Here is a 22,658-nt window from a genome sequence, read left to right as displayed (position 1 = left end):
TCAGTCCCGGGCGGTCGGCCAACCGGTGGCCGCGACGTTCCCGGTTCGGGCGCGTCCAGTACGCTCGTACTGCTTGAGCATGTGTCCCCCGAGAGGAGCGCCGGCCGATGGCGAAGATCAAGGTAAACAACCCGGTCGTGGAGCTCGACGGCGACGAGATGACCCGGATTATCTGGAAGCAGATCCGGGAGCAGCTGATCCTGCCCTACCTCGACGTCGACCTGCACTACTACGACCTGTCGATCCAGCACCGCGACGCCACCGACGACCAGGTGACCGTCGACGCCGCCAACGCCATCAAGGAGCACGGCGTCGGTGTCAAGTGCGCGACCATCACCCCGGACGAGGCCCGGGTGGAAGAATTCGGGCTCAAGAAGATGTGGCGGTCGCCGAACGGCACCATCCGCAACATCCTCGGCGGCGTCGTCTTCCGCGAGCCGATCATCATGTCCAACGTGCCGCGGCTCGTCCCCGGCTGGACCAAGCCGATCATCATCGGCCGGCACGCCCACGGTGACCAGTACCGGGCCACCGACTTCGTCGTGCCCGGCCCGGGCAAGGTGACCATCACCTACACCCCGGCCGACGGCGCCGAGCCGATCGAGATGGAGATCGCCAACTTCCCCGGCAGCGGCATCGCCATGGGCATGTACAACTACGACGACTCGATCCGGGACTTCGCCCGGGCGTCGTTCCGGTACGGCCTGGACCGGGGCTACCCGGTCTACATGTCGACCAAGAACACCATCCTCAAGGCGTACGACGGCCGGTTCAAGGACATCTTCGCCGAGGTCTTCGAGAACGAGTTCAAGGCCGAGTTCGACGCCGCCGGCCTCACCTACGAGCACCGGCTCATCGACGACATGGTCGCCGCCGCGCTCAAGTGGGAGGGTGGCTACGTCTGGGCCTGCAAGAACTACGACGGTGACGTGCAGTCCGACACGGTCGCGCAGGGCTTCGGCTCCCTCGGCCTGATGACCTCGGTGCTGCTGTCGCCCGACGGCCGCACCGTCGAGGCCGAGGCCGCCCACGGCACGGTCACCCGGCACTACCGGCAGTGGCAGAAGGGCGAGAAGACCTCGACCAACCCGATCGCCTCGATCTACGCCTGGACCCGGGGCCTGGCCCACCGGGGCAAGCTGGACGGCACCCCGGCGGTCACCGAGTTCGCCAACACCCTGGAGCAGGTCATCGTCGACACCGTCGAGGGCGGCCAGATGACCAAGGACCTCGCGCTGCTGATCTCGCGGGACGCCCCGTGGCTGACCACCGACGAGTTCATGAACGCGCTCGACGAGAACCTGGCGCGCCGCCTCGCCGCCTGATCCGTCGTACCGAGCGAGCCCGTCGACCCCTCCGGGGCCGGCGGGCTCGCTCGTTCCCCGGCCCCCGGCTCGGCTTCCCCTCGCCGGCCCTCGGCTGGTCCCGGCCCCGGCCAGCCCTGAATCCCGCCACGGCTGGTCCCGGCACAACCGGCGTGTTCGGACAAGACGCGCAATCTGGCGTCACCTGCCCCGGCGTGCCTCGTTGACCTGAGTGGACGTGATGCCAGTCCCGTCCCTGGAAGGTTGATCGTGGCCGCCGTGCGGTCCGAGTGCCCAGCCAGCCTTCCCGGCTGTCGAGCACAGCCAGCCGTCCCTTCCCCGCGGGGGGCCCTGTCCCGGGCCCCCCGCGCCCTTGCGCCCTGTCCGGGCCTTGCGCTCCGTCTCCAGGACCTGCCGCTGCCAGGCGCAAAGAGGGTCCCGCGCCGCAGAAGGGGGTGTCGGTAAGTGCGCCGCCAGGTCCGGGGGAGGTGAGGTCGCGGGCAGGTCCGGGGAGGGTGCGGAGAAGGAGCGAGAGAGGGCGCGGCCGGCCAGCGGTGAGAGCAGCCTGGCGGCGGTGAGATCAGGCGGGTAGGGGCTTCTGGCTGCGGATCAGGAGGCTGCGGGTGCGGCGGCCCGGAGCAGGGCGGCGGCCTGCTCCGGGGCGATGTCGTTGATGAAGACGCCCATCGCGGACTCCGACCCGGCCAGGTACTTCAGTTTGTCCGCCGCCCGCCGGATGCTGAACAGTTGCAGATGCAGGTGCCCGAGTTCGCGGTCGATGCGTACCGGGGCCTGGTGCCAGGCGGCGATGTACGGCATCGGGCCGTCGAACAGCCCGTCGAAGCGGCGCAGCAGGTCCAGGTAGAGGGGGCCGAAGGCATCCCGTTCGGCCTCGGTCAACGCCGGCAGGTCCGGCACCGGCCGGTGCGGTGCGACATGCACCTCGAAGGGCCACCGGGCGGCCGCCGGGACGTACGCCGTCCAGTGTTCGTTGGCCGCTACCACCCGCTCGCCGGAGGTGCGTTCGGCGCTCAGCACGTCGGCGTAGAGGTTGCGCCCGCCGGTGCGGGTGGCGTGGCGGCGGGCCGCGGCCAGCAGTGACCGGGTACGCGGCGGTAGGAAGGGGTAGGCGTAGATCTGCCCGTGCGGGTGGTGCAGGGTCACCCCGATCTCCACCCCCCGGTTCTCGAAGCAGAAGACCTGCTCGACCTCGGGCAGCTCACTCAGCACGGTCGTACGGTCGGCCAGGGCGTCCAGGACGGTGCGGACCCGGCGCGGCGGCAGGTCCGCGAAAGAGGCCTGGTGGTCGGCGGTGAAGCTGACCACCTCGCAGCGGCCCCGGCCGGGTCGGGCCGGGGTAAGGGGGGTGATCTCCGCCGGTTCGGCGACCACCCGCGCGCTGAAGGCCGGGAATCGGTTCTCGAACACCACGACGGCGTAGTCGGGGGCCGGGATCTCGCTGAGCCGCTGGGGGGTGGAGGGGCAGAGCGGGCACTGGTCGGCCGGGGGCAGGAAGGTGCGGGTCTGCCGGTGTACGGCCAGCGCCACCCACTCGTCGGTCAGCGGGTCGTAGCGCAGCTGGGAGGCCAGCGGGGGAGGCGGCAGCTCCCGCCGGTCCGGCTGGTCCCGGACGACATCGTCGCGCTCGTCGTAGTAGATCAGCTCCCGGCCGTCGGCCAGCCGGATGGCGGTACGCCGCATCAGAAGGACTGCAGGCGCGGCTCGATCCAGCCGGTCTCGGTCAGGTGGATCAGGACCTGCTGGACCGCCTCGTCCACGTCCAGGTCACTGGTGTCGATGACCAGGTCGGCGTCGGTGGGCTCCTCGTACGGGTCGTCGATGCCGGTCATCCCGGTCAGCAGCCCGGCCCGCGCCCGCGCGTACAGGCCCTTGCGGTCGCGCCGCTCGCAGACCTCCAGCGGGGTGGCCACATGTACCAGCACGAACCCGGCGCCCGCCGCCACCGCCATCTCCCGGGCGGTCGCCCGAGCCTGGGCGTACGGGGCGATCGGGCAGCAGATGCCGATGCCCCGGTGCCGGGCGAGCTCGGCGGCCACCCAGCCGATCCGGCGTACGTTGGTGTCCCGGTCGGCCTTGCTGAAGCCCAGCCCGGCGGTCAGTTCCCGGCGCACCACATCCCCGTCCAGCAGGGTGATCGTGCGTTCGCCCTGCTCCCGTAGCGCGTCGGCCAGCCCTCGGGCGATGGTCGACTTGCCCGAACCGGAGAGGCCGGTGAGGAAGACCACCAGGCCCCGGTGCCGTCGGGGTGGCCGGGCCCGGCTGAGCTCCTTGGCCACCGCGGGGGGAGTGTGCCACTCCGGCAGCGGGAAGCCCCGGTCCAGCAGGTCCTCGATCTCGTCGTGGGTCAGGGCGAGGCGACGGTTGCGCGGCGGGATGTCCTCCCGCCAGCGCCACTGGCCGTCCCGGTTGTCGTAGGCCAACTCCCGCGGCACCAGCACCCGCAGCCCGCCCCCGGAGAGCATCTCGCTGGTGGAGAGCAGGTGGGTGACGCCGTACGCGGCCGAGACCCGGGCCCGGAGCAGGGCGTCGCCGATCTCGTCCCGTCGGCGGGCCAGGGGCACCGCCACCACGGTCGCCGGGGGCATCCGGTCCCGCGCGGCGAACACGCAGCGCACCAGCGCCTCCGGCGGCAGCCCGCCGGTGCCGTCCTCGCCGACCGGAATCATGACCAGCAGGTGGGCGCTCAGGGTGCGTACGGCGTGCGCGATCTGGGCCAGTTGCGGCCGGTGCAGGGGCCGGTCGGCGATGACGCCGAGGACCCGTCCCGGTGGCAGCAGGGCGCGGATCTCCTCCGGGGTACGCCGTAACCGCTGGAACGGCCCGTGCCCCCCGTCACCGAGGCGGCGTACGCTGCCGCCCACCCCGGCCACCCCCTCGCGTACCTGCCAGGCGTCGGTGGCCTCCAGGGCCGCCACCGGGGCCCCCTCGCCGTCGGTGAGCACCAGGGTGCGTCCGTTCGGGTCGGCCAGGTCGATGTCGCGCAGCAGGGCGGCGGGCACCTGAAGGGTCACCGCCACCGGCCAGGGGGTGCCGTCGACGAGTCGGCCCCGGCGGCTGACCGAGACCAGGTCGGCCCGGGTCAGGAAGCCGGTCAAGGGTGCGTACGCACCGGTCAGCAGCAACTCCAGATCAGCGAGCTCGCCGGGACGCGGCGTGTACGCCGGTGCGTCCCGCAGCACCTCGTCGGGCAGCACCCACCCGTTGCTCATCAGACCCCCAACTCCGGCGACCGGCACACAGTTTTGCAGCCGACCGCCGATCGGTCGAGGGCACCACCGCCACCGGCCCGATCACGTTCACTACTGCCGGACAAAAGCCTCGGCGGCGTACCCGCCTAGGTTCGGGTCAGACCCAGTTGGCGCCGCACCGACCCCGCCATCCGCCGCAATCGGCCGGGTCCGGGTTGCGGTGGGGCCGGGGTCTTCTTCTTCCGCTTGTCCACCACCACCGGCCGGGCACCGTCCGCAGGGCAGGTGATCTCCAGGGGCAGCTTCGTGTCGAGGGACCAGCCGTAGCCGGTGACCCGGGCCTTGAGGATCCACCCGCCCTGGGTACGACCGCCGTTGAGGCCGGCGAAGTCGACCGTGACCGCGCCCCGGTAGTGCACCTGGAACTCGCCCCCGGCACCGGCCACCCGATCCACCTCGAAGTGCACCGGCAGGAGGAACTCCTCGTGCCCGGTGGCGTGCCGGGCGACCACGTCGAGGCGGGCCCGGCCCAGGTCCTCGGTGCAGTCGACCCACTCGTCCGGCACCTCGACCGGTACGACCAGCCGGTCCCGGCCGTCGACCTGCCGGATCGTGAGAGGTTCCTCGCCGCTGCGGAGCTGGCTGTTGAGCAGCACGGTCAGGATCGAGCCGGTCAACTCGTACGCCTTCAGGCGGGTCCGGGCGCGGATGCCGGCGTCCCATTCGGCCAACCTGAGCAGGTCCTCCACCCGTCCCTCGGTGACCAGCCCGACGACCGTACGCTCGAAGGCCGGCAGTTGGCTCGCGACCGTCGGGGCGAACCGCTCCTGGATGGTCTTCCGCACCTCCGTGGCTACCTGGTCGACCCAGTCCCGGGGAGCGTTACGCAACCGGTTGCCGCGCAGCCGGCGGATCATCTCGGTGCGCAGCCACCGCCGGTGCAGCTTGTCGCGCACGGGCCCCGGCTCGGTGTGCGCGTCGACGATGTCCAGCACCTCACGCAGGCTGCGGAAGTAGCCGGCGGGCTCCATCCGGGTGGCGGTCACGTTGCCCCCGTCCGGCCGCCGAGCGTGGTGGTAGCAGGTGTAGTCGGACAGCACACTCGTCCGCCGGGAGAGCAGGTACGCGCGGACGACCAGGTGATGGTCCTCCAGCCGCTGGCCGGGCCCCTCGGGAAAGCGCAGGTCGTGCTCCAGCAGGAAGGCCCGGCGGAACATCTTGTGGCAGGTGAGGCTCCCGATCAGCGGCGAGTCCGCCAGCCGGGCGTCGGGACGGTTGATCCGGAACAGATCCCGGGGCACCGACCGGCCGTGCCCGGTCATCTTGCCGATGGCGATGTCGGCACCGTTGGCCACCGCATAGCCGTACAGCCGTTCCAGGGCCTCCTCGGCCAGCCAGTCGTCGTCGTCGACGAACTGCACGTACTCGCCACGGGCCCGGGCCAGCGCCAGGTTGCGCGGGCGCGACGGCCAACCGGAGTGCGGGCAGTGCAGCACCTCGACATTGGGGTGGGCGGCGGCCAGTTCCGCCAGTCGGGCGGGGGTGTCGTCGGTCGAGCCGTCATCCGCGAAGATGATCTCGAAGTCCGTCGCCGGCATCGACTGGCGCAACAGCGAGTCGATCAACTGCTGGAGATGGCCGCCCGAGTTGTACGTCGTGACCACCACACTTACCCTGACCTCGCCCGTCATGGCTCACCACTACCCATCGTGGCCGTCGGAAGACTGATTGGTGATCAGTCTGAACCAGACAATCGATCTTTCCAGGGCGGGGTGGGTATACGACCGCCCCGCGATCGCGCCGGATGCGGCGCCCTCCTAGGGGAGTCGCCGGAGGCAGGATCAGGGAAATCCGGGGCGTGTACCGGACAGACCATGTTGGCCTCCGTCTCTAGGCTGTCGACGTGACACTGATCGAAACCGAGTCGTTGACCAAGGTCTACGGCGGTGGGGTGACCGCGCTGTCGGAACTGACAGTCACGGTCCAGCCGGGAATCGTCGGCCTCGTCGGGGCCAACGGTGCCGGCAAGTCGACTCTGATCAAGCTCCTGCTCGGCCTGCTCACCCCGACCCGTGGCCGGGTCCGGGTGCTGGGCATGGACCCGACCACCGACCCGGCGGGGGTCCGCGCCCGGGTCGGCTACATGCCGGAGCACGACTGCCTGCCACCTGACCTGTCCGCCGCCGAACTGGTCACCCATCTCGGGCAGATCAGCGGCCTACCGCGTACCGCCGCCCGGGAACGGGCCTCCGAGGCGCTGCGGCACGTCGGGCTGCACGAGGAACGCCATCGTCCGGTGGGGGGCTACTCCACCGGCATGAAGCAGCGGGTGAAGCTCGCTCAGGCCCTGGTGCACGACCCCGACCTGCTGCTGCTCGACGAGCCCACCAACGGCCTAGACCCGGCCGGCCGGGACGCCATGCTGGCCCTGGTGCACCGGATCGGTACGGAGTTCGGCATCTCCGTACTGGTCTGCTCCCACCTGCTCGGCGAGGTCGAGCGGATCTGCGACACCCTGGTCGCCATCGACGGTGGCCGGCTGCTGCGCGCCGACCACATCGCCGCGATGACCTCGACGACCGATGTGCTCGCCGTCGAGGTCAGCGAGGGCACCGAGACCCTGGCCGCCCGACTGGCCGCCCTGGACCTGCCGGTCAGCCGGGAGGGGCGGCTGCTGCTCGTCCCCCTGGCCGACCAGCAGACGTACGACCTGATCATCGGTGCGGTCGCCGACCTGGACCTGCCGCTGCACCGGCTCGACCAGCGCCGGCACCGGGTGGCCGAGCTCTTCGCCCGGAGGGAGGGCAGCCATGTCTGAACCGACCGGGGTCATCCACGACATCGGCTACCAGCGCTACACCGGCCCACGACTGGGCCGCCGACACGTCTTCGGCGCGCTGTACCGCCACGGGGTGCGGACCGCCTTCGGGCTGGGCCGCAGCGCCAAGGCCAAGATCTTCCCCTGGCTGGTGGTCGGCATCGTCCTGATGGTGGCCGCCTCGCTGACCGCGATCAGCAGCCAGATCGGCCAGTCCCTGATGACGTACGCCCAGTTCGCGGACTCGATGAGCTGGCTGGTCATCTTCTTCGTCGCGGTGGCCGCGCCCGAACTGGTCTCCCGGGACCTGCGCAGCGGGGTGCTCCCGCTGTACTTCTCCCGGCCGTTGCCCACCGCCGACTACCCGTTGGCCAAGCTGCTGGCGCTGGTCACCGCCCTCTGGCTGCTGCTAGGCGCGCCCCAACTGCTGATGTTCCTCGGTGCCGCCTTCACCAGCGACGGCATGGGCGCGGTCTGGGACGAACTGCTGGATCTGCTGCCCGGCCTGCTCTACGCCGGGTTGTGGGCGGTGGTCTTCGCCTCGGTGGGCCTACTGATCGCCTCGCTGACCGGCAAGCGGGCCTTCGCCGCCGGTGGCATCGTCGCCGTGTTCCTGATGACCACCCCGATCGTCGGGGTCCTGTCGATCCTGCCCTCGCAGGCCGCCAACCAACTGGCCGGCATCGCCTCGCCGTCCACCCTGGTGCAGGGGGTCGGAATCTGGACCATGGGCGACCAACTGATCACCGAGGGGGAAGGCGGCCCGGACCTGGGATCCTTCGGCCCGGTGTACGCCCTGGTCGCCGTCGCCCTGGTCGCCGCCGGGGTCGCCCTGCTGCTGGCCCGCTACCGGAAGGTGGCCGCCCGATGACCACGACCAGTAATCCCGCCCCGGCCACCACCAGCACCCTCGACCTGGCCGGGGTGTCCCGCTGGTACGGCAACGTGGTGGCGGTCAACGACGTGAGCATGAGCCTGGGGCCGGGGGTGACCGGGCTGCTCGGGCCCAACGGCGCGGGCAAGACCACCCTGCTGCACATGATGGCCGGTTTCCTGGCCCCCTCCCGTGGGCAGGTCACCCTGGACGGTCAACCCACCTGGCGCAACCCGGAGGTCTACCGACGGCTGGGGTTGGTCAGCGAGCGGGAGGCCGTGCACAGCTTCCTCACCGCGTACGAGTTCGTGCTGGCCACCGCGAAGCTGCACAAGCTGCCCGACCCGCAGGCGGCGGCCCGCCGGGCGATCGCCATGGTCGAGTTGGAGAGCGCGCAGGACCGCCGGATCGGCACCTACTCCAAGGGCATGCGGCAGCGTGCCCGGGTCGCCGCCTCCCTGGTGCACGACCCCCAGGTGCTGCTGCTGGACGAGCCCTTCAACGGCATGGACCCGCGTCAACGGCTGCACATGATGGAGTTGCTGCACTCCCTCGGCGACGCCGGCCGCACCATCCTGTTCAGCTCGCACATCCTGGAGGAGGTCGAGCAGGTCTCCGGGACCGTACAGGTGATGGTCGCCGGGCGGCTGGCCGCCTCCGGTGACTTCCGCACCATCCGTCGGCTGATGACCAACCGGCCGCACGTCTTCGCCATCCGCTCCACGGACGACCGGGCCCTGGCCGTGGCCCTGATGGCCGAGCCCTCGGTGACCGGCGTGGAGTTGGGCCGCGACGGGCTGACCGTACGGGCCGGCGACTACGGCGCCTTCACCCGGGTACTGCCGAAGGTCGCCCTGGCCCGGGGCGTACGGGTGCGTCAACTGCTGCCCGAGGACGAGTCCCTGGAGAGCGTCTTCTCCTACCTGGTGGAGGCCTGATGTCCACTGTCTGCTGGATCACCGCGCGCGGGCTGTTCGGGCGTCGCCGGTTCCTTCTGCTGCTGCCGCTGCCCCTGCTGCTGGTCGTACTGGCCGTGCTGTCCCGAGGGCTGGGGGTGCCAGCTGACTCCTGGGGGCCGCCGGTGCTGGTCGGCCTCGGGTTGGCCGTGGTGCTGCCGGTGGTCGCGTTGATCGTCGGCACCGGGGTGCTCGGTGCCGAGATCGACGACGGCACGGTCGTACACGTCCTGACCACCCCCCTGCCGCGTTGGCAGATCGTGCTGCCGAAGCTGGCCGTGGCGGTCGGCGCCACCGCGGCCGCCGTGGCGGTGCCACTGTTCGCCGCCGGCCTGCTGGCCGACTCGGTACGCCTCGGACTGGGGCTGGCCGTCGCCGCCTCGGTGGGCGCCCTGGCCTACTCGGCGCTGTTCCTGGCGGCCAGCCTGCTGACCCGGCGGCCGGTCCTGCTCGGCCTGGTCTACGTGCTGATCTGGGAAGGGCTGCTCGGCAACGTGGTCACCGGCACCCGGGTGCTCTCCATCCAGCACTACGTGATCGCCCTGGCCGACCGGCTGGCCCCGACGAACCTGCTCGAAACGACGGTCTCCGTACCGGTGGCGGCCGTGATGACCGTGCTGGTCTGTGTCGGGTTCACCCTGCTGGCAATCAACCGCCTCCGCTCCTTCTCGGTAGCCGGCGAAACCAGCTGAGGTGTAAGGAAGGGCACCTTATTAACGCCTGCGGTAGAGGAAGGGCCCCTTATTAACAGTGCCCGATCGCGGTGGATCGGCGCGTGTTAATAGGGGGCCCTTCCTATGCACGAGGCGTTAATAAGGTGCCCTTCCTTGCATCCCCTCAGAAGGCGCAGGCGATGACGAGTTCGGGGGTGCGGTCGGCAAGGAGGTCGAGTTTGTCGATGTGCCCGGCCGAACGTAGGTCGTCGACGAACAGGGTCAACTGGTCCAGCACAGCGGCCGGGCCGAGGGCCTCGGCCAACGGGACGGCCGCCTTCATCGACAGCTTCCGCTCGGACTTGGCCCGCCGGACCTGCCCCAGCGCCTCGGCGGCCAACCGCAGCAACCCCGGATCCCCCTCGCCCTGGATCGCCCGCCCCACCTCGTATTGGGTGGGCCAGGGTGACCGGTGCACCGAGCCGTACCGCCACCAGGACCACACCTCCTCGGTCGCGTACGGCAGCACCGGGGCGAACAGCCGCAACTGCACCGACAACGCGGTGGCCAGGGCGGCCCGGGCCGAATCCGCCCCCGCCCCGGTGCCGTAGGCGCGTTCCTTCACCAACTCGATGTAGTCGTCGCAGAACCGCCAGAAGAAGGACTCCGCGGCCTGCAAGGCGGCGGTGTGGTCGTACGCCTCGAAGGCCGTGGTGGCGGTCGTCACCACCTCGGCCAGGGTGGCGAGCATGGCCCGGTCCAGGGGTTCGGTGGCCGGGGCACGCAGGGCCTCGGCGGCGCCCAGCCCCAGGGCGAAGCGGGAGGCGTTGAGCAGCTTCGTGGCCAGCCGCCGACCGATCTTGATCTGGGCCGGGTCGAAGGCCAGGTCGACCCCGGGACGTCCGGTGGACGCCCAGTACCGCACCGCGTCGGAGCCGTGCTGCTCCAGCAGGGCCATCGGGGTTACCACGTTGCCCTTGGACTTGGACATCTTCTTGCGGTCCGGGTCCAGGATCCAGCCGGACAACTCGGCGGTGTGCCAGGGCAGGGTGCCGTGTTCCAGGTGGGCCCGCACCACCGTGGCGAACAGCCAGGTCCGGATGATCTCCTGCCCCTGAGGACGCAGGTCCATCGGGAAGACCCGGCGGAACAGGTCCGGATCGGTCTCCCAGCCGGCGGCGATCTGCGGGGTCAGCGACGAGGTGGCCCAGGTGTCCAGCACGTCCGGGTCGCCGATGAAACCCCCCGGCATCCCGCGTTGGGACTCGTCGTACCCGGCGGGGGCGTCCTCGGAGGGATCGATCGGCAGCGAATCCTCGTCCGGCGTGAGAGGCTGGGACCAGTCCGGCTCGCCAGTGCCGTCGAGCCGGTACCACACCGGCACCGGCACCCCGAAGAACCGCTGCCGGCTGACCAGCCAGTCCCCGGTCAGCCCACTCACCCAGTGTTCGTAGCGGTGCCGCATGTGCTCCGGCACCCAGCGCAGCTCGTCTCCCCGGGCCAGCAACTCCGCCCGCAGGTCGGCGTCCCGGCCACCGTTGCGCAGATACCACTGCCGGGTCGAAACGATCTCCAGCGGCCGGTCACCCCGCTCGTAGAACTTCACCGGATGGCTGATCGGGCGCGGCTCCCCGGCCAGCTCACCCGCCTCGGTCAGCGACTGCACGATGGTGCGTCGGGCCGCGTTGACGGTCTGCCCGGCCAGTGCCGCGTACGGTCGCCCCGGCACCCCGGCCGGCGGCTCCGGCAGCAGCCGGCCGTCCCGCCCGATCACCACCCGGGTGTCCAGGTCCAGCTCCCGCCACCAGGTCACGTCGGTCAGGTCACCGAAGGTGCAGACCATCGCGAGGCCGGTGCCCTTGGCCGGCTCCGCCAGCGGGTGCGCGCGCACCGGCACCTCCACCTCGAACAGGGGAGTACGCACAACGCCGCCGACCAGGTCCGCGTACCGCTCGTCGTCGGGGTGGCAGACCAGGGCCACACATGCCGGCAGCAGCTCCGGACGGGTGGTGTCGATCAGCACCTCCCGCCCGTCGGGGGCGTGGAACCGCAACCGGTGGTACGCCCCCGGCCGCTCCCGATCCTCCAACTCGGCCTGGGCGACCGCGGTGCCGAAGCCGACATCCCACAGGGTCGGCGCCTCCGACTGGTACGCCTCACCCCGGGCCAGGTTGCGTAGGAAGGCCCGCTGCGAGGCGGCCCGGGCCAGCGGACCGATCGTGGTGTACATCAGCGACCAGTCCACCGACAGGCCGAGCCGACGCCACAACGCCTCGAAGACCTGCTCGTCCTCGGCGGTCAACCGCTCGCACAGCTCGATGAAGTTGCGCCGGGAGATCGGGGTCGGGTCCTTGCGGGCGGCGTCGTCCACCGGCGCGGCCGGGGCCTGCCAGTGCGGGTCGTACGGCAGGGACGGGTCGCAGCGCACCCCGTACACGTTCTGCACCCGGCGTTCGGTGGGCAGCCCGTTGTCGTCCCAGCCGATCGGGTAGAAGACCGTCCGCCCCCGCATCCGCTGGAACCGGGCCACCAGGTCGGTGTGGGTGTACGAGAACACATGCCCCATGTGCAGCTCGCCCGATACGGTCGGCGGCGGGGTGTCGATCGCGTATACGTCCGAGCTACGGCCATCCGGGCTCGGCGAGTCTGACGCCTCGCCGCGACCCCGGACAGCCGCCTTCGAGCGGTCGAACGCGTACGTGCCCTCCTCCTGCCAGCGGCGCGACCAGGTCTCCTCGAGCCCGTCCAGAGTCGGACGCTCGGGGACCCCGGTGCGGGCCGTCCTCGCCGTATCAGTCATCCGTCGATGGTAGGCAGCCACGCGCCGCCGGGCATCGGATTACTACAGCAGCGACTCGACCCACTGGCGGTGCAGGGCGGCGTACCGGCCCTCTCCGGTGATCAGTTCGGCCGGGGGACCGTCCTCGACTATCCGGCCCTCGTCCAGGACCAGCACCCGGTCGGCGATCTCCACCGTGGAGAGCCGGTGGGCGATCACCACCGCGGTCCGGTCCCGCAGGATGGTGCCCAGGGCGTGCTGCACCAGCCGTTCCGTCGGGATGTCCAGCGAGGAGGTGGCCTCGTCCAGGATCAGCACCGCCGGGTCGGCCAGGAAGGCGCGGGCGAAGGCGACCAGTTGCCGCTGCCCGGCGGAGAGGCGCCCGCCGCGCCGGTGCACCTCGGTGGCGTACCCCTGGGGTAGTGCTGTGATGAAGTCGTGGGCGCCGATCGCCCGGGCGGCGGCCTCGACGGCCGCGTCGTCGGCGTCCGGGCGACCGAACCGGATGTTCTCCGCCACGGTGCCACCGAACAGGTGGGTCTCCTGGGTGACCAGCACCACCGCCCGGCGCAACTGCGCATCGGTCACCTGGCGCAGGTCCACCCCGTCCAGGCTGACCGTGCCGGACACCGGGTCGTGGAATCGGGCCAGCAGCTTGGCCAGGGTCGACTTGCCGGCACCGGTCGGCCCGATCAACGCCACCGTCTGCCCGGCGGGGATGGTCAGGTCCAGCCCGGCCAGGATGGGTGCCTGCGGCCGGTACCCGAACCCGACCTGGCAGAAGGTGACCTTCCCCCGGGCCGGCCCCGACGGCAGGGGCACCGGTCGGGCCGGCTCGGCCACCTCGGGCCGTTCGTCGAGCACCCCGGCCAGCTTCTCCAGGGCGGCCGTGGCCGACTGGAGGGAGTTGTAGAACTGGCTCAGCTCCTGCATGGGCTCGAAGAACCGACGCAGATATAGCAGGAAGGCCGCCAGCACCCCCACCCCGGTCTCCCCGCCGAGCACCCGGGCCCCGCCGTAGCAGAGCACCACCGCCACGGTGATGTTGCCGATCAGCTTGATCCCCGGCGCGTAGGTGGCGATCAGCCGGTAGGCGTGCCGGCTGGCGCGGCGGTACTCGTCATTGACGGAGGCGAAGATGTCCTGGTTGCGCGGCTCCCGACGGTAGGCCTGCACGGCCCGGATGCCCCGCATCGACTCCACGAAGTGGACGATGACCAGCGCCATCGCCTCCCGGGTGCGCCGGTAGGCCACCGCCGAGGCCCGGGCGAACCAGCGGGACAACCAGAACAGCAGCGGGAAGGCCAGCAGGGTGACCGCGGCCAGCGGCAGATCCAACCAGAGCAGGATGCCGGCCACCGACACGATCGTCAGGGCCGCCATCACCAGGCTCTCCACCCCACCGTCGACCAGCTCGGCGATGGAGTCCATGTCGCTGGTCAGCCGCGAGATCATCCGACCGGAGGTGTACCGCTCGTGGAAGGCCACCGGCAGGCGCAGGAAGTGCTCGTACACCCGTTGGCGCAGATCCAGCAGGACGGCCTGGCCGATCCGGGCGGAGAGGGTGAGGAAGGCCCGTCGGGCGGCGTATTCGATGCCGGTGGCCGCGGCGAAGGCCACCGCGACGGCCGCCAGGGGGCCGGTGTCGCCGTCGCGCAGCGGGTCGATCGCCCGGTCGATGCCGAGCATGACCAGGTACGGCCCGGCCATCGCCGCCGCGTTCTGGGTCAGCAGCAGCGCCACCGCCCCGCCCAGCCGGCCCCGATGCGGGCGCAGCACCTCGGCCAGCAGGGCCCGACTGCGGACCCGCAGCCGAGCCACCGCCTCGGGTGAGCTGTCCTCGGCGAGACTGCGGTCGGCGTGCGGATCGGCGGCCAGCCCCCGCCAGCGCGCCGGATCGACCCCGTCCGCTCGCTGCTCGGGTGTCCGCCCCGGTAACGGGCCGTCCGGCCGATCCGCCCCGCCGGTCACGAGCGCACCAGTGGGGGACCGCCCGGTGCCGGGCCGACCCCGGCCGGCTCGGCGGAGAGCAACCTGCGGTACGCCGGCACCTCGGCCAGCAGGTCGGTGTGCCGCCCCACGGCGGTGATCCGCCCCTCCTGAAGGAGGGCCACCCGGTCGGCCAGGGCGATCGTGGAGGGCCGGTGCACCACCACCAGCGCGGTCATCTCCCGCAGCACCTGCTTGAGGGCGGACTCCACCAGGGCCTCGGTGTGCACGTCTAGGGCGGAGAGCGGATCGTCCAGGACCAGCACCGCGGGCCGCACCAGCACCGCCCGGGCCAACGCCAGGCGCTGCCGTTGCCCGCCGGACAGCGACAGCCCCTGCTCGCCCAGCCGGGTCTCCAACCCCCACGGCAGGTCGTACGCGAAATCGGCCTGGGCCAGGGCCAGGGCCGCCCGCACCTCCTCGGCACCGGCGTCGGGCCGACCCAGGGTGAGGTTCTCCCACACCGACATGGAGAACAGGGTGGGTTCCTCGAAGGCCACCGCGACCAGCCGACGCAGCGAGGTCAATTGCAGTTCCCGCAGGTCGTGCCCGTCCAGAGTGATCCGGCCCGCGGTGACCTCGTGCAGCCGGGGCACCAGGGACAGCACTGTGCTCTTGCCGCTGCCGGTGGCACCGACCAGCGCCAGGGTCTCCCCGGGCTCGACGGTCAGGTCGATGCCGTCCAGCACGGGTGCGGCGGTACCCGGATAGCGGAAGGTGACCGCCTCGAAGCGGAGTCGACCGCGTACCTCCGACCGGGGCAGGGCGATGGCCCCGGGGGAGTCGACGATGGCCGGCGGGGTGTCCAGCACCTCCTGAATCCGGTCGGCGGCGGTGGCCGCCTCCTGCCCGTTGGCGATGATCCAACCCAGCGACTGCACCGGCCAGATCAGCATCAACTGGAGGCTGGCGAAGGCGACCAGTTCGCCGATGCTGAGCCGCCCCTGAGCCACTGCGGCGGCCCCGGCCACCAGCACGATGCCCAGGGTCAGGTTCGGCACCAGATCGAGCAGGGCGGCGGTACGACCCAGCAGCCGGCCCTTGCGCACCCCGGTGTCGTGCAACGCCCGGGTGCTGGTCGCGAACCGGGCGGTCAGTTGGGGCCCCCGCCCGTACGCCTTCATGGTGCGCAGCCCCTGCGCGGTCTCCTCGACCTGGGTGGCGACATCCCCCTGCTGGTCCTGCATCCGGCGGGAGGCGGCGTGGTAGTACCGCCCGAAGCGACGGGAGATCAGGAACAGGGGCACCGCGCTGGCCGCCACCAGCAGGCCGAGCACCGGATGCAGCCGGATCAGCAGCACGATCACGACCAGGTAGGTGGCCAGGTTGAGGACGAGGAAGAACAGCCCGAAGGCCAGGAATCGGCGCAGCACCGACAGGTCGGTGGTGATCCGGGAGAGCAACTGGCCGGAGGGCCACCGGTCGTGGAAGCTGGCCGGCAGCCGCTGAAGGTGGGCGTAGAGGTCGTCCCGGATCCTCGTCTCCATCGCCACCGAGGAGGACGACTGCACCCACCGGCGAATGAAGATCAGCAGGGCCTCGACCAGGCCGAGGACCAGCGCCAGCCCGGCCAGTTGGAACAATCCCACCAGGTCCCGGTCGGCCACCGGGCCATCGACCACCCGCTGAGCCACCAGGGGTACGGCGATTCCCGCCCCGGTCGCGGCGAGACCGGCCAGCAGCAGGAGACTGAACTCCACGACGTGCGGACGCAGATAGCGCCGCAGCCGCCACAGGTTACCGAGTGGATGTCGCCTGACCTCGGCCCGTCCGGCCGGGCCGTCGCCGCTCCCCGCAGCCACCAGCCGACGGTAGCGGTAAATGAGCAGGGTGAATGTGTCAGCTTGTTGTCAGTGGTGTTGCCCTTCTCCTTATCGACAACGACGACTACGGTCCCACCCCTCGTAGGCGGTGTCGGCCCTGGCTGACGTCGATCCCTTGCCTGGGGCTACGGCCGACCACCCTGCTCGTGGGCTAGCAGCCATTCCTTGACCGGCAACCCCCAGCGGTAGCCGCCCAACCTCCCATCGGTACGCAGCACCCGGTGGCAGGGGACGAACAGGGCGGCGGCGTTGCGGGCACAGGCCGAGGCGGCGGCGCGCACCGCAGCCGGGCGACCGGCCAGGGCGGCGTACCCGGTGTAGGTGACCGGCTGGCCCGGTTTCACCTCGCGCAACATCTCCCAGGCGTACGCCATGAAGGCCCCGCCGCTGTGCTGCTCGACCGGCACCTCGTCGATCGCGGTCAGGTCACCGTCCAGGTAGGCGGCCACGGCTGCGGTGACCGGACCCAGTTCGCGCCGCAGGCGGGGCTCGCCGCGCAGACTGGGATGCATCACCGCCAGCACCTGCGCCGGATCGCCGGTGAACCCGGCCCCCCGCACCGCCCCCTGGGAGTCAGCCAGGATCGTGAACGGGCCGACCGGGGTGTCCACGGTGGCGCTGTCCAGGAACGTGCCGCTACGCGGCAAGGTCGTACTCACACTGCTCTCCCCGGTCGAATGGTCACGTCTCCACCCGGCTGAACGGGTGCGGCTCTGACTGGTCGGATGGATATGGCCCTACCTGGTCTGATGGCGGGCCGTGGTCGGGCCGGGGCGGCCCGCCAGAGTCGGACGAGGGCGTACGAGCGCCAGGGCCGCCAGCGGGCGGCGTACCCGTCCAGGGTCGAAGGGCTGTCGGGCAGCCCCAGGGCGGCGGCACCCCGGCGTACCGCGAGATCGGTGGGCAGGAACACGTCGGGATCGCCGAGCGCCCGCATCGCGAGGTACCCGGCGGTCCACGGCCCGATCCCCGGAAGCTGTGTCAACCGCCGCGCCACCTCATCCCGCTCCCCACCGGCCTCCAGATCGAGCCCGTCCTCCACCACCGCCCGCGCCACCGCCCGAATCGCCTCCCGCCGTCCCACCGGCATCCGAAACCCCGCATCCGGCGCCGCCAACACCTCCTGCGGCCCCGGAAAACCCCCTGTCGAATCGATCATGAGGCGCGCTTTGCCGGGTTGGTCGGCGCGGAGGGTGGCGATCAGGTGGGTGAGGGTGGTGCGGGCGGAGGCCAGGGAGACCTGCTGGGTGGCTATCGCGCGGACGACCATCTCGAAGCCGTCGACGGCGTGGGGGACCCGTATCCCGGGTTCGGTAGCCACGGCGGCGGCCAGTGCGGGGTCGGCGGCCAGGGTCTGATCGACCGCTACCGGGTCCGCGTCCAGGTCGAACAGGTGCCGGCAGCGGGCCACGGCCGGGGCCAGGTCCCGCAGATCGGTAAGCCGTAGGGCCGCCACGACATGCCCCTCCGCCGGGGTCAGCGCCACCTCGCCGGTGCCGTGCGGCAACCGCAACCCCCGGCGGTACGTCCCACCCTGGACCTCGTCGACCCCGGGCAGGGTACGCGCGGCCAGGAAGTCGAGCAGGGCACCCGCGTGCAGGGGCGGCCGGTACGCCAACCGCAGCGTGATCGTGCCCGATTCGCTGAGGGCCGTCCGTCGCCCGACCCGAAGCTGGGAGGGCGGCACCCCGTACACCTCGCGGATCGTGTCGTTGAACTGCCGGACGCTGCCGAATCCGGCGGCGAAGGCGATCTCGGCCAGACCAAGCTCGGTGCTCTCGATCAAGGTGCGGGCGGTCTGCGCGCGCTGTGCGCGGGCCAGCGCCAGCGGACCGGCACCGAGTTCGGCCCGGAGCATCCGGTGCAGATGCCGTTCGGTGTACCCGAGCCGGGCTGCCAACCCGGGCACCCCCTCCCGATCCACCACCCCGTCGGCGATCAACCGCATCGCCCGGCCCACCACGTCGGCGCGGAGGTCCCATTCCGGCGACCCGGGTGCCACGTCCGGCCGACAACGCCGGCAGGCCCGCAGCCCGGCCCCCTGAGCAGCCGCAGCCGAGGGAAAGAACCGGACGTTGTGCCGCTTCGGTGTCACCGCCGGACAAGACGGCCGACAGTAGATCCCGGTGGAGGTCACGCCGGTGTAGAACCACCCGTCGAACCGCTGGTCACGGCTGTCCACCGCCCGATAACACCGCTCAAAGTCCAGCTCCACACCCCCGATCATCCGCCCCACCCCGGCCTCCCGACTGGCGGCTTTCAGACCCCACCCTGCCCCTCGCTCCACCGCCCCACCCTGCCGCCAGCCCTGGAACCCGTAGCGCCACCCCACACCACGCCCGCCCGCCCTCACGCGCCGCCCCGCTGCCCTCGCCCCGCCCTCACGCGCTGCCCCGCCCGCCCCGCCCGCCCCGCCCCGCCCCGTCGATCATGCAGTTTCTGTCGGGACAAAAGAGATCTATCTGGGCGAATCAGCGACCAAAAGTGCAAGATCGAGGGGGCGGGGCGGGCGGGGCGGGAGGCGCGGTGGGGACGGGGAGGGAGGTGGAGTGAGGGCGGGGTGGGGGTGGGTGGGGCGGGAAGTGTCGGTTGTGGTGGGTAGCGTGCGCGCCAGCAACTCAAGAAGGGGCTGGCGATGGCGAGCGTGGTGGGTCGGGCGGCGGAACCGAGGCAGGGGCAACCGCCGCTGGACGAGGCCGTGGTCCAACGCTTCTACGAGCGGATGCGCGCGGTAGCGCCGGCAGCGGTCGGCGCCATCGATCGGGACCGTGCCGACGATCCGGCCCGGGCCTTCGCCGACACGGCCTGCGGGCGACTGCTGCGCTCGCTCGACGAGGACGGCGTACGGGCGCTCGGCATGTGGGTGCACCACTGGTGCATGCGCTTCTACGACGACGACACCCGGGCCGCACTGCGACTGCTGCGGGAGATCGCCGGCCGCCCGAGGCTCGGCTGGACGGCCGACGAGGTGCACTGGATGCTCCGCGAGTCGCACCAGGCCAACCCCAACGCCGCCGCCCGAATGACCCTTCCGCTGGCTGCCGCCGCCGAACTGGCCCCGGGCACCCTGCGGATCGACACCCTGGTACCCCAGCAGGCCGCCCCGACCCGCCACAGCTGACGAACCGGACCTGACCCACCGCTGCCCGGGGGTGCCGGGCGGCGGCGTAAGCTGGCTCGTCGTGAGTCTCACCATCGGCATCGTCGGCCTGCCCAACGTCGGCAAGAGCACCCTGTTCAACGCGCTGACCAAGAACGATGTGCTCGCGGCGAACTACCCGTTCGCCACCATCGAGCCCAACGTCGGGGTGGTCGGGCTGCCGGACGAGCGGCTGCACAAGCTCGCCGAGATCTTCGGATCGCAGAAGGTGATCCCCGCCCCGGTGTCGTTCGTCGACATCGCCGGGCTGGTCCGGGGTGCCTCGAAGGGGCAGGGGCGCGGCAACGCCTTCCTGGCCAACATCCGCGACGCCTCGGCGATCTGCCAGGTGGTACGCGCCTTCTCCGACCCGAACGTGGTGCATGTCGACGGCAAGGTCTCCCCGGCCGACGACATCGAGACGATCAACACCGAGCTGATCCTGGCCGACCTCCAGACCCTGGAGAAGGCGCTGCCCCGGCTGGAGAAGGAAGCCAAGCTCCGCAAGGACCGGGCCGCCGCGGTCACCGCGGCCAAGCAGGCCGTCGAGGTCCTTGACTCCGGTACGACCCTGTACGCGGGCGCCAAGGACGCCGGTATCGAGCTGGAGCACCTGCGTGAGCTGCACCTGCTCACCACCAAGCCGTTCCTGTACGTCTTCAACGTCGACGAGGCCGAGCTGAACAACGCCGAGTTCCTCGACGAACTGCGGGCGCTGGTGGCCCCGGCCGATGCGGTCTTCATGGACGCCAAGATCGAATCGGAGCTGGTGGACCTGCCCGAGGAGGAGGCCCGCGAGCTGCTGGAGTCGATCGGCCAGTCCGAGCCCGGCCTGAACCAGCTGGTCCGCGTCGGCTTCCGCACCCTCGGCCTCCAGACGTACCTCACCGCCGGGCCGAAGGAAGCGCGGGCCTGGACCGTCCCGGTCGGGGCGACCGCCCCGGAGGCCGCCGGGGTGATCCACTCCGACTTCCAGCGCGGCTTCATCAAGGCCGAGGTCGTCTCCTACGACGACCTGGTCGCGGCCGGATCGATGGCGGCGGCCAAGGCGGCCGGCAAGGTCCGCATCGAAGGCAAGGAGTACGTGATGCAGGACGGCGACGTCGTGGAGTTCCGTTTCAACGTCTGAATCCGGAGCCGGACGTATCGACGGCGATGCCGATCGGGGCGAGACTGGACAGATGCTGTCAGTCACCCCGAAAGGCCCGCGGAAGAACAATCTCGGTCGAGCGCTGCTGCACCTGTTCCTGTGGTACGCGGCCGTGGTGTTCGCCTTCGTCGCGCTGGCGTACACCTTGCCGGGCACCGGTGATCCCGACTGCCAGGACACCTCCTGCGCCTCGCTACGGGAAGGTGTGCTCGTCGCGGGGCTCTTCTACGGTGGTCCGGCGCTCCTGGTGGCGTTGCTCGTCAGCCTGCTGACCCTCGGGCTCATCGTCGCCCGGAGACCCCAGAGCCCGGCTCACCGGGTCGGGTTCGTCAGCTCCCTCCCCGCCTTCCTCGTGCTCGCCGCCGGCATCTGCGTCGTGCTCCGGTAACCCCGTCGGTCAACCGGCACGGAGGGCGTCGTCCACCCCGGGCTCGCGGGGACCCAGGTGCACCGGGTCGCGACCGGAGAGCACGTCCAGCGCGGCCTTCACGCTGGCGCCGTACTCGCGGGTGGAACTGATCCGCCAGGTGCGGGCGTACTCCCGGGCGGTTTCGTCGCCGACCCCGACGGCATCCACGCCGAGGTGGCGGCAGACCGTGACGGCACGGGCCAGGTGGAACTGCTGGGTCACCACGGTCGCCCGCTCCACCCCGAAGATCCGCTTGGCCCGCGCGCAGGAGTCGTACGTGTCGAAACCGGCGTAGTCCAGGATCACCTTGTCGGCCGGTACCCCGTGCTCTACCAGCCACCGCTGCATCGCCTCGGGCTCGTTGTAGTCGGCGTTCATGTTGTCGCCGGAGACCAGGATCGCCTGGACCTTGCCGGTGGCGTACAACTCCCGGGCGATCTCCAGACGGGCGGTGAGGAAGGGCGCCGGGGTGCCGTCCGGCTGGACCCGGGTGCCCAGCACCAGGGCGACCGGGGTGTCGGGGACGGTCTGCGCGGTGTGCATCCGCCCTTCGGCGCCGGACCGGATCCAGCTCACACTGGCCCAGCTCGCGGCGACCAGCAGCAGGGCACCGACCGCACCCGCGAGCACCGCCCGGCGCAGCCAGCGACCGCGACCGTTCTCCCGGATCCGACGCAGCCGGGCCAGCACAACGGTACGGATCGCCATGCGGATCATTCTCCCAGGCGGCGCCATGAGGGTAGGTGCGCCGAGGTGACCTTTGGTACGTTGGCCGCAGCGTCGCGTGCCGGTGGCAGACCGTGTCAGGCATGGAGGCGTCGGACCGAAGGGAATCGATGATGCTTATCGTCGTACCTTCGTCTCTCACCTGTGGGTGAGGGCGAGCAGACCAGGCTGGTGGCCTGGAGTCATGAGTTGCGCCGGGTGCACGAAAGACTCCGCGAAGCGCTGATCGTGACCAGGGAAGCCCTGGCCGACGGCGTGCCGGCGGAGCCGGCGACCAGAGATCTGTTGTTGTTCTGTCACGGGTTCTGTGCTGCCCTGACCGCCCATCACGAGGGCGAGGACCGTGAGCTGTTCCCCGCGATCGCCGAGCAGTATCCGCAACTGCGGGACACCCTGCGTTACCTCCAGCAGGACCATTCGATGATCGCGCACCTGTTGGGTGGGCTCCAGGCGGCGGTGGCGCGGGCCGCCCCGCCGGAGGAGTTGAACCGGCACCTGGAAGGCGTGGCGGCCATCATGGAGTCACACTTCCGCTACGAAGAACGCCAGCTCCTCACCGTGCTCGACACTCTGGCGCTGGCCGCCGATCCGGCCACCGTCCTCGGCCCCCTTTGAGATCTTGGTACGGGAGCGCCCTCAGAGGGGTGATCCCGTACCAAGATTCAAAACACTCGCTTTTCCCGAAGCCCGTGGCTCGGTGGGATCGCTTCGCTAACCCGAGTTGGGCTCGCTATTCGCGTGATCGGTGCGGCATTCGTCACAGTGGACGGTGAGCTGGGACTTGGACGTGCAGATAATTGCCGGACGTTAATCAATTGGTTGCTCGGGT

General features: G+C 71.1%; 17 protein-coding genes and 1 pseudogene. 9 read left to right on the top strand and 9 right to left on the bottom strand.

Going from position 1 to position 22,658, the window contains the following annotated elements; all coding sequences use genetic code 11:
• Window positions 1-107 precede the first annotated feature (107 nt).
• Window positions 108-1,325: an NADP-dependent isocitrate dehydrogenase gene (locus tag ABZ795_RS23595; protein ID WP_327024138.1), complete on the top strand. Its 1,218-nt coding sequence runs from the start codon at window positions 108-110 to the stop codon at window positions 1,323-1,325.
• Between the two features lie 588 nt (window positions 1,326-1,913).
• Here the strand turns inward: ABZ795_RS23595 and galT are convergent.
• The 3 genes from galT to ABZ795_RS23580 form a co-directional block, all read right to left on the bottom strand.
• Complete coding sequence (gene galT, locus ABZ795_RS23590) at window positions 1,914-3,005, bottom strand: galactose-1-phosphate uridylyltransferase (RefSeq protein WP_357531911.1); 1,092 nt, start codon at window positions 3,003-3,005, stop codon at window positions 1,914-1,916.
• Window positions 3,005-4,534 (bottom strand): adenylyl-sulfate kinase, encoded by a 1,530-nt coding sequence (cysC, locus tag ABZ795_RS23585; protein ID WP_327024140.1) that lies wholly within the window; start codon window positions 4,532-4,534, stop codon window positions 3,005-3,007. Before cysC ends, galT begins: the two co-directional genes overlap by 1 nt.
• Window positions 4,535-4,659: 125 nt before the next feature.
• On the bottom strand, window positions 4,660-6,177 hold the full coding sequence (locus tag ABZ795_RS23580; protein ID WP_357531910.1) for a glycosyltransferase family 2 protein: 1,518 nt from the start codon (window positions 6,175-6,177) through the stop codon (window positions 4,660-4,662).
• Between the two features lie 239 nt (window positions 6,178-6,416).
• Between ABZ795_RS23580 and ABZ795_RS23575 the strand changes: the two genes are divergently transcribed.
• The 4 genes from ABZ795_RS23575 to ABZ795_RS23560 are packed head-to-tail and all read left to right on the top strand — an operon-like array spanning window position 6,417 to window position 9,853.
• A complete protein-coding gene (locus ABZ795_RS23575; protein ID WP_357531909.1) occupies window positions 6,417-7,331 on the top strand; it encodes an ABC transporter ATP-binding protein in 915 nt (304 codons plus the stop codon).
• The gene (locus tag ABZ795_RS23570; protein WP_357531908.1) at window positions 7,324-8,202 is read left to right on the top strand and encodes an ABC transporter permease; all 879 of its coding nucleotides are present in this window, start codon (window positions 7,324-7,326) and stop codon (window positions 8,200-8,202) included. Before ABZ795_RS23575 ends, ABZ795_RS23570 begins: the two co-directional genes overlap by 8 nt.
• The gene (locus ABZ795_RS23565) at window positions 8,199-9,143 is read left to right on the top strand and encodes an ABC transporter ATP-binding protein (RefSeq protein ID WP_357531907.1); all 945 of its coding nucleotides are present in this window, start codon (window positions 8,199-8,201) and stop codon (window positions 9,141-9,143) included. Before ABZ795_RS23570 ends, ABZ795_RS23565 begins: the two co-directional genes overlap by 4 nt.
• The gene (locus ABZ795_RS23560; protein ID WP_357531906.1) at window positions 9,143-9,853 is read left to right on the top strand and encodes an ABC transporter permease subunit; all 711 of its coding nucleotides are present in this window, start codon (window positions 9,143-9,145) and stop codon (window positions 9,851-9,853) included. Before ABZ795_RS23565 ends, ABZ795_RS23560 begins: the two co-directional genes overlap by 1 nt.
• Window positions 9,854-9,998: 145 nt before the next feature.
• Here the strand turns inward: ABZ795_RS23560 and valS are convergent, their stop codons facing one another.
• The 5 genes and pseudogenes from valS to ABZ795_RS23535 all read right to left on the bottom strand — a co-directional run.
• On the bottom strand, window positions 9,999-12,614 hold the full coding sequence (valS, locus tag ABZ795_RS23555; RefSeq protein WP_357531905.1) for a valine--tRNA ligase: 2,616 nt from the start codon (window positions 12,612-12,614) through the stop codon (window positions 9,999-10,001).
• A 42-nt stretch (window positions 12,615-12,656) separates the two neighbouring features.
• Window positions 12,657-14,564 (bottom strand): ABC transporter ATP-binding protein, encoded by a 1,908-nt coding sequence (locus tag ABZ795_RS23550; protein WP_357531904.1) that lies wholly within the window; start codon window positions 14,562-14,564, stop codon window positions 12,657-12,659.
• A complete protein-coding gene (locus ABZ795_RS23545; protein ID WP_327024148.1) occupies window positions 14,561-16,384 on the bottom strand; it encodes an ABC transporter ATP-binding protein in 1,824 nt (607 codons plus the stop codon). The genes ABZ795_RS23550 and ABZ795_RS23545 overlap by 4 nt, the downstream gene beginning before the upstream one ends.
• Window positions 16,385-16,530: 146 nt before the next feature.
• Window positions 16,531-17,064 (bottom strand): methylated-DNA--[protein]-cysteine S-methyltransferase, encoded by a 534-nt coding sequence (locus ABZ795_RS23540; RefSeq protein ID WP_357531903.1) that lies wholly within the window; start codon window positions 17,062-17,064, stop codon window positions 16,531-16,533.
• Between the two features lie 113 nt (window positions 17,065-17,177).
• Window positions 17,178-18,620 (bottom strand): annotated as a pseudogene (locus ABZ795_RS23535) (AlkA N-terminal domain-containing protein); the annotation flags it as partial.
• A 420-nt stretch (window positions 18,621-19,040) separates the two neighbouring features.
• Here ABZ795_RS23535 and ABZ795_RS23530 point away from each other — a divergent pair.
• The 3 genes from ABZ795_RS23530 (at window position 19,041) to ABZ795_RS23520 (ending at window position 21,082) form a co-directional block, all read left to right on the top strand.
• Window positions 19,041-19,526 (top strand): hypothetical protein, encoded by a 486-nt coding sequence (locus ABZ795_RS23530; protein WP_357531902.1) that lies wholly within the window; start codon window positions 19,041-19,043, stop codon window positions 19,524-19,526.
• Between the two features lie 61 nt (window positions 19,527-19,587).
• Window positions 19,588-20,673 carry a redox-regulated ATPase YchF gene (gene ychF / locus ABZ795_RS23525; RefSeq protein ID WP_357531901.1) on the top strand — a complete coding sequence of 362 codons (1,086 nt, stop codon included), beginning with the start codon at window positions 19,588-19,590 and terminating at the stop codon, window positions 20,671-20,673.
• A gap of 52 nt (window positions 20,674-20,725) precedes the next feature.
• On the top strand, window positions 20,726-21,082 hold the full coding sequence (locus tag ABZ795_RS23520) for a hypothetical protein (RefSeq protein ID WP_357531900.1): 357 nt from the start codon (window positions 20,726-20,728) through the stop codon (window positions 21,080-21,082).
• 9 nt (window positions 21,083-21,091) lie between these two features.
• Here the strand turns inward: ABZ795_RS23520 and ABZ795_RS23515 are convergent, their stop codons facing one another.
• Entirely contained in the window at window positions 21,092-21,820 is a 729-nt protein-coding gene (locus ABZ795_RS23515; RefSeq protein ID WP_357531899.1) for an ElyC/SanA/YdcF family protein, read from the bottom strand.
• A gap of 153 nt (window positions 21,821-21,973) precedes the next feature.
• On the opposite strand from ABZ795_RS23515, the gene ABZ795_RS23510 reads away from it, so the two are divergent.
• Window positions 21,974-22,444 carry a hemerythrin domain-containing protein gene (locus ABZ795_RS23510; RefSeq protein WP_357531898.1) on the top strand — a complete coding sequence of 157 codons (471 nt, stop codon included), beginning with the start codon at window positions 21,974-21,976 and terminating at the stop codon, window positions 22,442-22,444.
• The last annotated feature ends 214 nt before the right edge of the window (window positions 22,445-22,658 follow it).

This window comes from Micromonospora sp. NPDC047134, assembly GCF_040643455.1.
Classification (GTDB): domain Bacteria; phylum Actinomycetota; class Actinomycetes; order Mycobacteriales; family Micromonosporaceae; genus Micromonospora.
The sequence above is the reverse complement of the archived record's forward strand: the minus strand, read 5'-3'. Positions and strand labels throughout refer to the sequence as shown.